Annotated in this window: 15 protein-coding genes; 14 read left to right on the forward strand and 1 reads right to left on the reverse strand. The window is 38.1% G+C overall.

All coding sequences use genetic code 11. The features are described 5' to 3' along the window. The first annotated feature begins 14 nt into the window (after positions 1 to 14). The 13 genes from AC4PID_RS16110 to AC4PID_RS16170 all read left to right on the forward strand — a co-directional run bounded on the left by AC4PID_RS16110 (position 15) and on the right by AC4PID_RS16170 (position 10,175). A complete protein-coding gene (locus AC4PID_RS16110) occupies positions 15 to 911 on the forward strand; it encodes a hypothetical protein (protein WP_492133010.1) in 897 nt (298 codons plus the stop codon). Positions 912 to 1,161: 250 nt separating this feature from the next. Continuing rightward, complete coding sequence (locus tag AC4PID_RS16115; protein WP_492133011.1) at positions 1,162 to 2,046, forward strand: acetamidase/formamidase family protein; 885 nt, start codon at positions 1,162 to 1,164, stop codon at positions 2,044 to 2,046. A 145-nt stretch (positions 2,047 to 2,191) separates the two neighbouring features. Next, the gene (locus AC4PID_RS16120; RefSeq protein WP_492133012.1) at positions 2,192 to 2,680 is read left to right on the forward strand and encodes a hypothetical protein; all 489 of its coding nucleotides are present in this window, start codon (positions 2,192 to 2,194) and stop codon (positions 2,678 to 2,680) included. 4 nt (positions 2,681 to 2,684) lie between these two features. Further along, entirely contained in the window at positions 2,685 to 3,218 is a 534-nt protein-coding gene (locus tag AC4PID_RS16125; RefSeq protein ID WP_492133013.1) for a hypothetical protein, read from the forward strand. A gap of 73 nt (positions 3,219 to 3,291) precedes the next feature. Beyond that, complete coding sequence (locus AC4PID_RS16130) at positions 3,292 to 3,465, forward strand: SHOCT domain-containing protein (RefSeq protein WP_492133014.1); 174 nt, start codon at positions 3,292 to 3,294, stop codon at positions 3,463 to 3,465. Positions 3,466 to 3,649: 184 nt separating this feature from the next. Then, on the forward strand, positions 3,650 to 4,288 hold the full coding sequence (locus AC4PID_RS16135; RefSeq protein WP_492133015.1) for a TetR/AcrR family transcriptional regulator: 639 nt from the start codon (positions 3,650 to 3,652) through the stop codon (positions 4,286 to 4,288). A gap of 1 nt (position 4,289) precedes the next feature. After that, complete coding sequence (locus AC4PID_RS16140) at positions 4,290 to 5,144, forward strand: ABC transporter ATP-binding protein (RefSeq protein WP_492133016.1); 855 nt, start codon at positions 4,290 to 4,292, stop codon at positions 5,142 to 5,144. Between the two features lies 1 nt (position 5,145). Next, on the forward strand, positions 5,146 to 6,183 hold the full coding sequence (locus tag AC4PID_RS16145) for an ABC transporter permease (RefSeq protein WP_492133017.1): 1,038 nt from the start codon (positions 5,146 to 5,148) through the stop codon (positions 6,181 to 6,183). A gap of 10 nt (positions 6,184 to 6,193) precedes the next feature. Then, positions 6,194 to 7,192: an Rv2686c family ABC transporter permease subunit gene (locus tag AC4PID_RS16150; RefSeq protein WP_492133018.1), complete on the forward strand. Its 999-nt coding sequence runs from the start codon at positions 6,194 to 6,196 to the stop codon at positions 7,190 to 7,192. A 17-nt stretch (positions 7,193 to 7,209) separates the two neighbouring features. Beyond that, complete coding sequence (locus AC4PID_RS16155) at positions 7,210 to 7,416, forward strand: hypothetical protein (RefSeq protein WP_492133019.1); 207 nt, start codon at positions 7,210 to 7,212, stop codon at positions 7,414 to 7,416. Between the two features lie 97 nt (positions 7,417 to 7,513). Next, positions 7,514 to 8,605, forward strand: coding sequence for a DUF5050 domain-containing protein (locus AC4PID_RS16160; RefSeq protein WP_492133020.1), 1,092 nt, complete (start codon positions 7,514 to 7,516; stop codon positions 8,603 to 8,605). A gap of 124 nt (positions 8,606 to 8,729) precedes the next feature. After that, positions 8,730 to 9,446 (forward strand): B3/B4 domain-containing protein, encoded by a 717-nt coding sequence (locus tag AC4PID_RS16165; RefSeq protein ID WP_492133021.1) that lies wholly within the window; start codon positions 8,730 to 8,732, stop codon positions 9,444 to 9,446. A gap of 42 nt (positions 9,447 to 9,488) precedes the next feature. Then, entirely contained in the window at positions 9,489 to 10,175 is a 687-nt protein-coding gene (locus AC4PID_RS16170) for a radical SAM protein (RefSeq protein WP_492133022.1), read from the forward strand. Between the two features lie 89 nt (positions 10,176 to 10,264). Here AC4PID_RS16170 and AC4PID_RS16175 read toward each other — a convergent pair whose 3' ends face one another. Beyond that, positions 10,265 to 10,600, reverse strand: coding sequence for a DsrE family protein (locus AC4PID_RS16175; RefSeq protein ID WP_492133023.1), 336 nt, complete (start codon positions 10,598 to 10,600; stop codon positions 10,265 to 10,267). A gap of 243 nt (positions 10,601 to 10,843) precedes the next feature. Here AC4PID_RS16175 and AC4PID_RS16180 point away from each other — a divergent pair, with 243 nt between their 5' ends. After that, positions 10,844 to 13,357, forward strand: coding sequence for a beta-glucosidase family protein (locus tag AC4PID_RS16180; RefSeq protein ID WP_492133024.1), 2,514 nt, complete (start codon positions 10,844 to 10,846; stop codon positions 13,355 to 13,357). Positions 13,358 to 13,361 lie beyond the last annotated feature (4 nt).

Raw genomic sequence — 13,361 nt, forward strand, 5'->3', positions numbered from 1 at the left:
AATGGAGGAATTAAATGAAAAAAATTATTGTTTTTTTGTTATGTATGTTTACTATCGTTTCATTGAGTTTAAGCTCTTTTGCATCAACTTCAGAGCCAATCAACAATACTTCTAAATCAAACGAAGAACTTTCTAAACTTATCAAGATGGACTTGATGAAAACAAATCCCAACGATTCAGTAACATTTACGTACACTGAAAAAGATTTAATTGAAGCATACCAAAAATTGAGTAATCAAGAACTAAAAAATATTGGATTATCGGATTCTGAAATCGGATTAATTAAAAATATGAATTACGATAAAGTAATGCAAGAGTTATCAAGTTTACCTGAGTCTGATTTAATTGCTATGGGGCTAAGTAAATCTGATATAGAATATATTAAATTTTATTCAGTTAATGCACAAAGCCTATCAAGCATAAGTATCAGTGTTTCAAAAGATGTCTACTATTATTCAAGTACAAAGACGACAGCTAGAGTGAGAGTTGATTGGGAGTGGTCCAATATACCTTTTTGGACTTTCACAGACCAATTAGCAGTATCAGTTGCACAAGTTATGTACTACAATGCAAGCAGAAGTTATTCTAAAGTAGATTATTATATACTTGAAACAGGAAATTTTGCATATAGTTTGTATACAGATTTTGTTCCAGCAGGACCAAGTTCTGTAGTTTCAACTTCAATTGATATCAAACGAGGCATAGTAAATGGCATAGAATGGGCAAAAAAAGGTACAACTTATGTTCAGTTTGAAGTATCAAGTAAATATGTAGAAATGGGAGTCTTTGCAGCTTATGGACATACTTTAGTATTATTTACTCCATCTATAACGGTTTCTTCTACAGGATTTATTAGTTTTACTCCGTCAATAAATGTAACTACATATTCTTCACAAATTGTAATTAGATGATTCTAGTTAACACTTACTCATAAACTAGTTAAAAAATGTGCATATATAATAACTTTTAAGCAGTTTATACTTTGTTAAACTGCTTTTGAGTTTTTTGAAATAAGCTTAATATTGAATTTTATTACTTTTGTTTAAAAAAAGGAATTCATTATTTTTAAGTCATTTAAACCTTTAATCAAGATTTAATCATATGTCAGAACATCCTTGTGTTAAGATAAATATAACAAACATTTGAACGGGGGAGGACCATATGCTGAAAATAGAAAGAGCCAATCATTATTTCACGATATCAAGCGAAATCAGGCCTGTTCTGTACTGTAATTCAGGTGATGAAGTCGAGTTCGAGACGCTTGACTGTTTCAGTAACAAGCTCATACCAGAAGGGGCGACCTTTGGCAAGGACAATCCAAAGCAGAGCAACCCTGTGACTGGTCCTTTGTTTATAAAAGGTTGCAATGAAGGCGACACTTTACAAGTTGAGATTTTGGAGATTTCACTTGGGAGTACGGGCATCGCTGTTACGGGACCGATTAACGACACGTTCGCAGAGCACCTTTCAGAGATTAAAACGCACCGTGTGAAAGTTGCTGGTAATAAGATCATGCTGCCTAATGGAGTGCTGGTTAAAGCAAAGCCGATGATTGGCACTATCGGAACGACACCGAGTGTAGAAATGCCATCGCTAAAACTTGGCGAACACGGTGGCAACCTTGACTGTAGTGATATAACGGTAGGGACGACACTGCTATTACCTGTTTTTGTAGATGGTGGTCTTCTTTATATGGGTGACCTACATGCTGTTATGGGGGATGGTGAACTGGCAGAAGGTGGTCTAGAGATCGACGGTAGAATAAAGGTAAGAGTTACAGTGATTAAAGGACAACATCATCCGTTACCGATGGTATTTACCGAGTCGCACATCGGTGTAATTGGGCTGGGTGGCAACTTAGATTTCGCTGTAGACGCTGCAACTGAAAAGCTTCTTACCTATATGGTAGAGTCACTTAAAGTACCTGCAGATGAAGCCAACTACCTTATCGGATTATGTGCTGAAATTAAGGTTGGACAGTGCGTGAACGATCTAAAATCAGTGGTCGTTAAATTACCTCGTTTGGTAATCAATAAGCCATACTGACTGTAATCAATAAATTTTTTAATTGTCGCTAATCAAACATGTTAGAGGTAAACATTATAACAAATTAGTTACTCATCATTAAACCATATAAATGCGAATAATTAAATATATTGCTTAAACATAATAATAAAAGGGGGAATATTTAATGGAACAAGTTGAAGCAAGAGCACTTTCACTTAAAAGCTATATGAGGTTATTTTTATATCTGAGTATCTTTACATGCTTTATCAATTGGATATTCATGCTGTTTTCTTTTTTTCCATTTTTCAATTTTAGGTTATTTGTGAATATGAGAGCGTTGCCAACGGTTTGGTCGGTTTTATTTCAGCTACTTCTTTTTCCACTATTTACGATCTTCATGTCACAAGTTTCATCTTTTATCTCATACTGGCCATATCGATTGATTTCTAAAATTTTTAATCACAAAGAGATTTCTTACATACCTCTTGATCCATATGCGGTGAGAGAGAACACTGGTGCTGTGACGCAAAGACCGATAACGCCAGATGAACGACACCAATCTGATTTTAATGAACGTGAACGCGTCATAAAAGTGAAAGAGATGAAGAAAAACGATTTCTTAATCAGTGCAGACGATCCTAGATATCAAGCGATGAAGAATAATAGAAGGTAAATTTATGGCAGTAGATCGAGAGCTTTATGGCTTTTTTTCTGTTCCAAAAATCAAATACAAGTATATACTAATTGTATTGAACATCACCACTGGACTGATACTTGGTAGCATCTATAAAGGTCTTGAAAATAAAGACTTCTATGGCTATGCCATCTATTTGGTATTACTTAGTTTCATCTATCTAGAGGACTATGTAGTCCATCGTTTTAACTTTCGATATAATCTGTATGGCGCAGGTATGCTTGGTTTATTGGGTTTAATTATTCTATTAAACTTACCTAGCTTTACTTATAACGATGCAGTGGAAAAGCTAAGCGCGTACTTACCCGACAGTTACGCAGTGTTGAGCTATGAATCGCTCAATACGCTATATGATCAAGGCTTTGTGGAGAAGTCCAAGGTGATCAATAAGGTTGATCTTTTTGACAAGGCTTACATCGTGTATGCTATAGAAACAGAGTCATTGGCGTTAAAAACGTATAAGGTTTATGAAGAGACAGGGAACATAGAACCAGCGGTTTTCGTATATTATCATTAATTAACATGCAGTCATAATTATGCCATATTTGTAGCGCATACTGGTCTCAAGAAAAGCAAATGGAGGCGATATTATGATGTTTTTACCTTTACTACTTATAGGTGGTGTCGTTTATTATATGTACGCACACAAAAATGGGAGTGCAATCGTTACGAAGAATCCTGAAACGATATTGAAGGAGCGCTTTGCGAGAGGCGAGATCGATGAAGCAACTTATTTGAGAATGCTTGAAACGCTGAAACATTAGTTTAAATAGATGGATTCCCCCAAAATTCATAAGGTTTAGATTTCTTTTTTGCCCCGTAGGTTAATCCTACGGGGTTTTGTTTTTGTGTGGGATAAATTTTAAACAATAAGTGTTGATAAGCTTTTTTTATGGGTATGATATGACTAAGTGGTCATATGACTGAACGGTCATAAAGGAGAAGCGTATGCCAAAAGAGACTTTCTTCAACCTTCCCGAAGAAAAACGGGATAAAATTTTAGATGTTGCGATGACTGAGTTTGAACACCTAGGATTTGACAATACTAGCATCAACCAAATCGTCGCAAAAGCAGGTATTTCAAAAGGTAGTTTTTATCAATACTTTGAAGACAAGAAGGATTTGTTTAAGCACATATTGTCACTGATCTTAGAAAAGAAGATGACATACATCACACCTGCTATGATGAACCCACTAAAACACAATTTTTTTACAGTGATACGCGATATGAATTTGTCTGGTCTTAGATTTGCTAAAGAAAATCCTAGATTTACAGCGATAGGCAGCTGGTTGCTCAAGGACTTTAAAAAGCCAATCTACAAGGAGTTTATATCAGAAAATCAAGGGCAAGCTCATGATGTGTATGTGATGCTTCTGAATAACGCCATAGAGCGTGGAGAAGTCAGGGCGGACATAGACGTAGACTTCACTGCAAGGATGATCTTCAAGCTCAGCTCTGAGTTGATCATCGACGAGATCAATCTCAACACCGACAACTGGACAGATGATGTGATCGGTGTACTAGATAAATTCATGAAACTGATAGAAAATGCAATTGCAAATCCTAACTTCAAAAAGGAGGCTTAAAATGATATCCGTTAAAAATCTGTATCACTCGTATACCAACGATGATGTGTTTGCGGTTTCAGATGTGAATTTTGAGATTACAAAAGGAGAGGTGTTTGGCTTCTTAGGTCCTTCCGGTGCTGGTAAATCAACCACACAAGGGGTGTTGACTGGACTTTTACCACTCCAAAAAGGCGAAGTTATGGTGGCGGGCTATGACATGAAAAAAAGAAAAAGAGAGATGTTCAATAAGATTGGCGTTTCCTTTGAACAGTCCAATGTCTATAACAAGCTGACCGCAATTGAAAACCTAGAGTTTTATAAGAAACTGTTCGATGTGCCAACGATGGACCCAATGGTTCTACTTCAAATGGTTGGACTAGATGAAGTGGCTAATAAAAAGGCAGGGACATTTTCAAAAGGGATGAAGCATCGCCTTACTTTTATCAGAAGCATGCTCAATCATCCTGAGCTATGGTTCTTAGATGAGCCGACTACAGGACTTGACCCTGCGATATCGAGACAAATTATTGACATCGTAAAGCAAAAAAAGGCTGAAGGGACAACGGTCTTTTTAACCACTCATAACATGCAAGTGGCGGATGAGCTTTGCGATCGGATTGCCTTTATCATCGACGGCGAAATCAAACTCATCGATTCACCTAGAAATCTGAAGCTACAGTTTGGCGAAAAGCTCGTTATCGTTGAGCACATCCTCGATGGTAAGACGAAACGGGAACAGTTTTCTCTTCTCAATCACGAGGATTTGGCTAAGCTAAATGTCATCATGCAGACAGGTAAGGTCGAGATGATGCACACGAAAGAGGCAACACTTGAAGAAATCTTTATCAAGGTAACAGGGAGGGGGCTTGAGTAATATGCAAAAACTCTGGACGACCTTTATCAAAGATATAAAGCTTTCTTATCAGGGCATATATTTCTATATGGAAATCGGTATGGCGGTGGTGTTTATCCTAGTGATGCTGTTTGCTGTACCTGAGAATTTTGATCGGACGCAGACCTTTTATGCCTTTGTTGAAATCGATTCAATCAAGGGGCAGTTGACAGAGACCGTATTCGACAGCGATGGGTATCACCTAGAGCTGTTTGACAGTCGAGAGGCACTGGAAGAAGCACTTTCAGAAAATCGATCTGCTGTAGGAGCACATATCTATATGGATGGTGATCAGCCAGTGATCGACTTGGTACTTCAAGGTCATGAAAGTGAGAGTATGAAAGCCTTTCTAAAATCTACTTTAGAAGGGGAGTTTATGGCTGAAATGCCAAACTATGTAGATAAAACCTCAGTGGTTTCACTAGAAGCAACCCCTATTAGACTATCAGATCGCGCCAATATTTTACCGATGTATCTGGTGTTAAACGTCGCCTTTATGGGACTTTTCATCATAGCCGCATATGTGTTTTTGGATAAAGAAGAAGGTGTCATCAAGGCCTTTGCAGTAACGCCTGTAAAAGTATGGCACTATCTGGTGAGTAAAATTATGATCATGGCTTTAATGGGTGTTCTGATCTCAGTGATCGTTGTGATTGCGCTGATGGGCTTAAAAGTTAACTATGCACTGATGATTCTGACGATTTTGGTTTTTAATGTTTTTGGCTCTATATTGGGACTTCTTATTACGAGCTTTTTCGACAGTATGACTAAGGCGATGGGGGCATTGTTCTTTTCGATCTTTGTCTTGATGTTCGGTGGTTTCTCATACTTTATGCCGACGTTTTCACCAATATGGATCAAATTTTTACCATCGTACCCGATGATCTTTAGCTTTAGAGAGCTTCTTATGGAAAACGGTGATTTAGGTTACTTGTTTACCAATCTAGCAATCTTCACAGGACTCAGTGTGATTTTGTTTGTCTATACGAACTTTAGATTTAAGAAAACCTTAACGGTCTAGGAGGTGCATGATGAAAAAAATACTTGCAATTATAGGCCGAGATATTAAAAGTGGTACGAGAGATTGGCTGATTATCTATCTGAGCTTGGCGTCAATTCTCATCGCTTTAATTTTAAAGGCGTTAATTCCATCGGTAAGTAATTCGTCGCTGAATCTCGTCTTAACTGAAGACACATCGCCTGCTTTTGTCCAGTATCTAGAAAGTAAGGCGCAGGTGAGTCTGGTTTCAGATCAAGCAGCACTGGAAGAAAGGGTTTTGAGAATCGATGATGTACTTGGCGTCGTTGAAACTGGTGGCACATACAACATTATTAAGCAAGGTAATGAGGCTTATCAAATGGAGGAGCCACTGAGATATATCTTGAATGCTTATGATTCTCAAGACATTAATTTGCCTATAAAAATTATGTTCTCAGATATTGGATGGCGCATGTCACCGATTAAACTTGAAGGCGGGGCATTGCTCATCATCTTTACGACTGTCTTTGGCGGTATGCTGATTCTATTGAACCTAGTAGAGGAAAAGATGAGTAACACTTTAAGTGCCATAAATGTAACGCCAATTAGTCGATCACAATTTATCTTCGGGAAGGGCATACTCGGTTTTTCTATTCCGATCATCGGTGGTATATCTGCAGCTCTAATCTTGGGCTTTACGGGCATCAACATAGCGATGTTTATCGTAACGGTGGTTGCTTTAGCCTTTATCAGCATCATCATTGGTTTTAGCATCGGCGTGATGAACAGTGAGCCAATCTCCGCCATTGCCAGCATGAAAATGGTGTTTTTTCCAGTTCTTGCATCGGTGTTTGGAGCGATGTTCTTACCTGAAAAATGGTTAGTAATCCTTTACTGGTCACCTTATTACTGGGCATATCAAAGTATCCATGGCATCTTACTTCAAGAAGCGACATGGCATATGGTTTTAGTGAATGCGGGCATCATAATTGGCCTAACTGGACTCGTCTTTTTAGCACTTAGAAAGCGAATCCAGCATGGACTTAAGTAAATATAAGGAGGTAGTTTATGAACGGACTTGCTTTATTGGGGATTCTTTTGATACTGTATGCAGCAGCAGTGGTTTTAATTGCGGTTAAGAAGCCAGAAAAGATTTGGAACATGGCAAAAATTCGTATGTTCATTAAAATCTTAGGTGAAAGTGGAACTGTTATTTTCTTCTATGTATTTGCTGCTATCTGCTGTGGTGTCGGGATTTGGCTGGTAATTAAATAAAGTGTCAATGACAAATGATAGGACTTAATAAATTGCCCTCTTAATTATGATAAATTAGCAGTGTAGAGTTAATTTGTTATCAATTAAGGGGGTTTTTATGCGATTATATGGATATAAAAGGATGTGTGCTTTTTTTATAGTTTTGCTGTGTTTATTACTAGTAGCTGGATGTTCGAATGATGCCACCACAGCAAGTAACGAGGCTATGACTGAAAATTCAGGAGATATTAGTGAGAATGATGGTGCGTTAAATCAAGGTAATTCTGAAGATAAAGCGGGTACTGAGAAAGAGACGGAAGCTAGTAAAGAAGAAGTCATTCAAACTGTGAAAGATGAACCCAACACAGTGGGCGGGTTGCCAGGAAACATTGCAAATGGTTCGTTTTGGGGTTTTCAAGGCAACACCATGTATTATACTGCAAATTACGATTTAGGTGTTTACAATTTGGTATCTGGCGAGGTTTATAAAATCAAAAATGCGGCGGGGAATAGCTATCAAGTGCTTGGAGATGAATTATTTGAAAGCAGTTTGATGGGCATACGAAAAGTGAATCTTGTCAGTGGCGAAATAACGAATTTATATAATGATTTTGCAGAGTGTATCAATGCGGTTGATGGTTGGCTCTACTACATCAATGCGAAGGATGACGATAAAATCTATAAAATGGATGTGAATGGTGGTAACAGACAGTCACTCTCAAATCTTGATAATGTCAGTACTTTAATCTATTATGATGGACAGCTTTATTTTAATAGAGATTGGAACTCATGGGAACTGTATAAAATGAACTTAGATGGATCGAATCTCGTCATGCTACAGCAAGATTGGATAGAAACTTTTATTATAGACAATGGTTGGATTTATTTTTCAGATCAGGGTAAGGGGATCTTTAGATTTGACTTAAACGGCGGTAACAAAGCAAAATTAACGGATAGCTACAGCGATCAAATCAACATATGTGGTGGTTACCTTTTCTATAAGAACAGTAACGATGATAATAAGTTCTATAAACTCAATTTAACGGATTTTTCAACTGAAAAAGTACTCGATTATGCAATATCCTATTTCTCAGCTTATGAGGAGTATCTCTATTTTCACGACATATCTGATCCAGAAGCGAGATTGCATCGGATGAGATTTGATGGGAATCAAGCGGAGTTGTTTGATTTGCCGACGGAGATAGAATAAGTTTGCAAACATGGTATTGAATTGTCTCCCTTAACTGGCGGAAACCAGTGAAGGGAGTTTTTTACATTATAGATAAATCAGGGTATAATGTATACGTGTAGCGACTATAGCTAGGGAGGAAATTATGAAGCAGTTTATTATAGAAGAACCTTTTTGGGAAGTATTCCCGAGTGCTAAAATAGGCGTCCTTGTTTTTAAAGGGATAAATAACCATATTGATCATCAAAAGGACTATGAAGAAGTGTTTGGTCAGATATTACTTTCAGCCGAAAAACAAGCGACGAACTATTTTACAGAAACCGAATTCAGTCAGAATTCTGTTGTAAAAGTATGGCGTGACGCTTTTCAAAAATTTAAGACGAAAAAGGGTGCAAGATCATCGATAGAGTCACTATTAAAACGCGTCAATAATGGCAATCATATCGGCTGCATCAATCCACTTGTAGATCTCTATAATTCCATTTCTTTAAAGTATGCGATGCCTTGTGGTGGCGAAGATATTGATACTTTTGTAGGCGATATTAGACTCACAAAAGCATTTGGGGATGAAGCCTTTATCACCTTAGGTACAGATGAATCCGCGCCACCTCATGAAGGTGAAATCGTCTATAAGGATGACGCTGGTGCCATCTGCAGATGCTGGAACTGGCGTGAATCAGTGAGAACCATGCTTACAGAGGAAACGAGAAATGCCTTTTTATGTATCGAGTTAGTTGATGAGAGTAGGGAAACCGAGTTTAAAGATGCTTTAAAGGAACTTTCTGAGCTCACTCAAAAATATCTTGGTGGCACTTTTGAGATGTTTATTTTAGATGACTCGCATAGAAGTATAGAGATATAGAGATATAGAGATATAGAGATTTAGAAGTCATTGGAGGTAGTAGTGAAGCACTTTTCGTATAAACCTGCTTATTTTGAAAATGATAGAAAAGTTTTGGAGATCAACATCTTACCTGAGAAATACTGTAACTTTGACTGTATTTTTTGTCCGATTGGTCGATCCGATAATGTAACTGATGAAACTTATAGCTTTGATGGCATTGAAGAGGACTTGGCTGAGTTACAAGCACTGATAATAGAAAACCAACCAGATCTAGTCTTTATCAATCCAAAAGGTGAGGGGTTGGTACATGATGGGATAGCTGAGATAATTGAGTCAATTAAGTCTTCCAACATAAAAGTACGTCTTTTGACAAATGGTTATCTACTAAATGATGAAAGATTTAAGTATATTACCAACCTTTGCGACGAAGTTATCGGAGAGATGAAGGTGACTAGAAACGAAGATTTTATTAAAATACAGCGTCCTTTAAAAGGCTACTCAATTGAGCAACATATAGACAATATGGCTTCCTTTAATAAAGACTATAATGGTAAATTCATACTGGAATTAACCCTTATTAAAGGCTACAGTGATGACGAACACTCAATTATCGCTTTTAAAAATATGATCAATCACATAAAACCGAGTGAAGTTCAGATTGTTACGATCGATAATGCGCCTTTCAATAATAAATTAGGCGTAGATGAATTAAGATTAAAGGAAATTTCAAAGGGCATAATGGAATAATTGCAATGAAAAAAAGCACTTTTGACAAGTGCTTTTTTATTTGCAGAAAAAAATATTTACATATTTAGTGTAGTTAAATCATAGAGGTACTATATCGTAATTAATTTCTCATCGTTTTTAAGAATCTCAGTTAACCCTTCACCCCAATATTTCACTTCGATGCCCATAGATACTAACTTTTCACTGACGCCAAGTTGGTCTGCACATGCCTTGCAGGCAGTAACTTTAATACCAAGTCGGATAGCGTATTCTACCATTTCTTGAATCATCTCATTTTCAGCGACGAGCTTTGAAGGTGCTCCCCAGATGATCAAGGTAATCTCATCCCACCATTTGTGCTTAATGCTATTAACAGTGTACATCATAACCATTTTTTCTGATGTGATCGGATCGGCATTTGTCCATAATACGTTTAATTTACTCATAATAGCCTCCCAAAATATATTTTCACGTTTGTTTGGTTCAATCATATTATTTAGCTAATGATAAGTCAAATCTAAAAGTCTTAATAAATTACTAACTCAATTATAACTGTGTACAAAAAGACAAAAATCGGAACATCACTAGATAATTTATGGAAGGATTGGCGGTTTTGATACTTTTATAATGTAAGTAAGAATTAAAAGCCAGAGTCTGTAGACAAAACGCACGTATTGAAAGGGTTGGTTATGATTAAGAATCTTGAGTTAATCAAAAAAATGACACTTGAGGAAAAGGCTTCACTTTTATCAGGTGAAAATTTTTGGAATACAAAGGCAATTGAACGTTTGGGTATCCCATCCATTATGCTTACAGATGGCCCACATGGGCTTCGAAAACAAGGCGGGAAAGCGGATCATCTAGGACTCAACAAAAGCATACCAGCCACATGTTTTCCAACTGCTGCAACACTTGCAAACAGTTGGGATGTAGATCTACTTTCAGCAGTAGGTGAAAAGCTTGCTGATGAGTGCCTTAAAGAAGAGGTCAGTGTCATATTAGGGCCAGGACTCAACATCAAACGCAATCCACTTTGTGGCAGAAATTTTGAGTACTTCTCTGAGGATCCTTATCTAACGGGAAAGCTTGCTGCAATTATGATTCAAGGCATTGAGTCAAAAGGCGTCTCAGCATGTCCAAAGCACTACGCTGTTAACAGTCAAGAGCACATGCGTATGACCATCGATGAAAGAGTGGATGAACGCGCATTAAGAGAAATGTATCTGGAGGGTTTTCGTTATGCCGTTACTGAGGGAAAACCGGGTACATTAATGACTTCTTATAATCAGGTCAATGGCACGTTTGCCAATGAACACCCTCATCTTTTAAAAGAGATCCTTTTAGATGAGTGGGAGTTTGAAGGGGTGGTTGTAACAGACTGGGGTGGTAATAACGATCGCCTCGCTGGACTAATAGCGGGCAATCATTTAGAAATGCCAGCCACAGGTGGTATAACCGATCGTGAAATTGTTAAAGCGGTTAAAGAAAAGAAACTGGATGAAAGGCTTTTAGACGAGAGAATAGATACACTTTTATCCTTGATTTTCAATCAAGCTAATAACACGATTGCCCATAATTATAGTATAAATAACACCAATACCGATAAAGATGAATCGATATCGAAGCATCTAGAAAATCAAAAAGCTATACCAATAGACTATAAGCTACAGCATGCCTTTGCTGTCGAAACAGCCAAACAGTGCATGGTTCTCCTAAAAAATGAAGAGGAGATACTGCCTCTAAATAGAACTCAAAAGCTTGCGGTAATCGGTGACTTTGCTAAAAAACCTCGTTATCAGGGTGCTGGCAGTTCACTAATCGAACCGACTGAGCTGGACAATGCTTTGGATCAAATCAGGAAACGAACACCAAATGTTATCGGCTATGCGCAAGGGTTTAACCGATTAGGTGGTGCAAGTCAAAAGTTAATCGATGAAGCAGTTGCTTTGGCTAAGTCGTCAGAAGTTGCCTTGGTTTTTCTTGGACTCGATGAAGGCAGTGAGGCAGAAGGCGTAGATCGGAAAGATATGGCTCTGCGCGGTGAACAGCTAGACCTGATGCTCGCCTTATTAAAGGCACAAGATCACGAAAAATATAGAATCGTCATCGTATTATCAGGTGGCTCGCCTGTGGAGATTCCTTTTGAAGGGAATGTTCAGGGCATACTTCATAGCTATCTCGGAGGACAAGGCAGCGGTGAAGCAACTGCCGCTTTATTATTTGGTGAGTTAAGCCCAAGTGGTAAGCTAGCTGAGACTTATCCAGTCGCTTATAAGGATGTGCCATCAAGCGCTTATTACCCAGGAGTAGAGAAAACCTCAGAACATAGAGAAGGATTATACTTCGGCTATAGGTATTACGATAAGACAAAGGTAAGAGTCAGATACCCTTTTGGATATGGATTATCTTATACCAGTTTTAAATATTCGGATCTTGTCATAGACGGCGATCAAGTATCCTTTAAAGTGACCAACAGCGGCAATATGGCAGCCAGTGAAATCGTTCAGCTCTACATCGGAAAAGAACAAGAAAACGTATATCGCTGTGAAAAGGAGCTCAAAGGCTTCGGTAAGCAATTCATCGAATCAGGAGCTTCGCACGTATTTACCCTTCAACTTGAACCGCATCATTTTGAGTACTTTGATGTGTTTGCGGATCAGTGGGAAACGGAAGCGGGTAGATATGAAATCGCCATAGGGGCGTCTTCTGAAGACATTAGACTCAAAGGCTATATTGAGATTACAACAGAAAAAGTGGCGGATCATCCCTTTGTCGCTTCACCTAAAAGTGTCAGTGAAACGCATGCCAGCTTAAGTCAGGATCGTATACTAGCACCGTACTATACGGGTGCGGTCAAGTCGGTCTCATCTGAAGCGTTTGAGAAACTCTGTGGGGCTGAGCTACCTAAGAATACTTGGAATCGACAATCACCACTGGGATTTAACGATACGGTTGGACAGGGTCACTATAAGAGCTGGGTAGGTCGAACGCTCGCAGGTGTGTTGAATTTAGCGAGAAAGGTTCTGTGGAAAACAGGCCATCCGATTCTTGCCAATAACGTCTACTTTGTAATTAACATGCCATTTAGACAAATCGAGAGATTTACCAAGGGCAAGTTTAGCAAAAAAAATGTTCATAGATTACTAAATGTGATTAATTATGGTCTGATAAAAGGCCTAATGCACCGAATAGATGATAACTAAACCA

The sequence above is a fragment of the Fusibacter sp. QWL-12 genome (genome assembly GCF_058683495.1).

Excerpts from the sequence above, each read along its gene's own strand:
- AC4PID_RS16140 (WP_492133016.1), top strand. The coding sequence starts at position 4,290 with ATGATATCCGTTAAAAATCTGTATCACTCGTATACCAACGATGATGTG.
- AC4PID_RS16155 (WP_492133019.1), top strand. The coding sequence starts at position 7,210 with ATGAACGGACTTGCTTTATTGGGGATTCTTTTGATACTGTATGCAGCA.
- AC4PID_RS16135 (WP_492133015.1), top strand. The coding sequence starts at position 3,650 with ATGCCAAAAGAGACTTTCTTCAACCTTCCCGAAGAAAAACGGGATAAA.
- AC4PID_RS16175 (WP_492133023.1), bottom strand. The coding sequence starts at position 10,600 with ATGAGTAAATTAAACGTATTATGGACAAATGCCGATCCGATCACATCA.
- AC4PID_RS16110 (WP_492133010.1), top strand. The coding sequence starts at position 15 with ATGAAAAAAATTATTGTTTTTTTGTTATGTATGTTTACTATCGTTTCA.
- AC4PID_RS16120 (WP_492133012.1), top strand. The coding sequence starts at position 2,192 with ATGGAACAAGTTGAAGCAAGAGCACTTTCACTTAAAAGCTATATGAGG.
- AC4PID_RS16115 (WP_492133011.1), top strand. The coding sequence starts at position 1,162 with ATGCTGAAAATAGAAAGAGCCAATCATTATTTCACGATATCAAGCGAA.
- AC4PID_RS16145 (WP_492133017.1), top strand. The coding sequence starts at position 5,146 with ATGCAAAAACTCTGGACGACCTTTATCAAAGATATAAAGCTTTCTTAT.
- AC4PID_RS16150 (WP_492133018.1), top strand. The coding sequence starts at position 6,194 with ATGAAAAAAATACTTGCAATTATAGGCCGAGATATTAAAAGTGGTACG.
- AC4PID_RS16165 (WP_492133021.1), top strand. The coding sequence starts at position 8,730 with ATGAAGCAGTTTATTATAGAAGAACCTTTTTGGGAAGTATTCCCGAGT.
- AC4PID_RS16180 (WP_492133024.1), top strand. The coding sequence starts at position 10,844 with ATGATTAAGAATCTTGAGTTAATCAAAAAAATGACACTTGAGGAAAAG.
- AC4PID_RS16130 (WP_492133014.1), top strand. The coding sequence starts at position 3,292 with ATGATGTTTTTACCTTTACTACTTATAGGTGGTGTCGTTTATTATATG.
- AC4PID_RS16125 (WP_492133013.1), top strand. The coding sequence starts at position 2,685 with ATGGCAGTAGATCGAGAGCTTTATGGCTTTTTTTCTGTTCCAAAAATC.
- AC4PID_RS16160 (WP_492133020.1), top strand. The coding sequence starts at position 7,514 with ATGCGATTATATGGATATAAAAGGATGTGTGCTTTTTTTATAGTTTTG.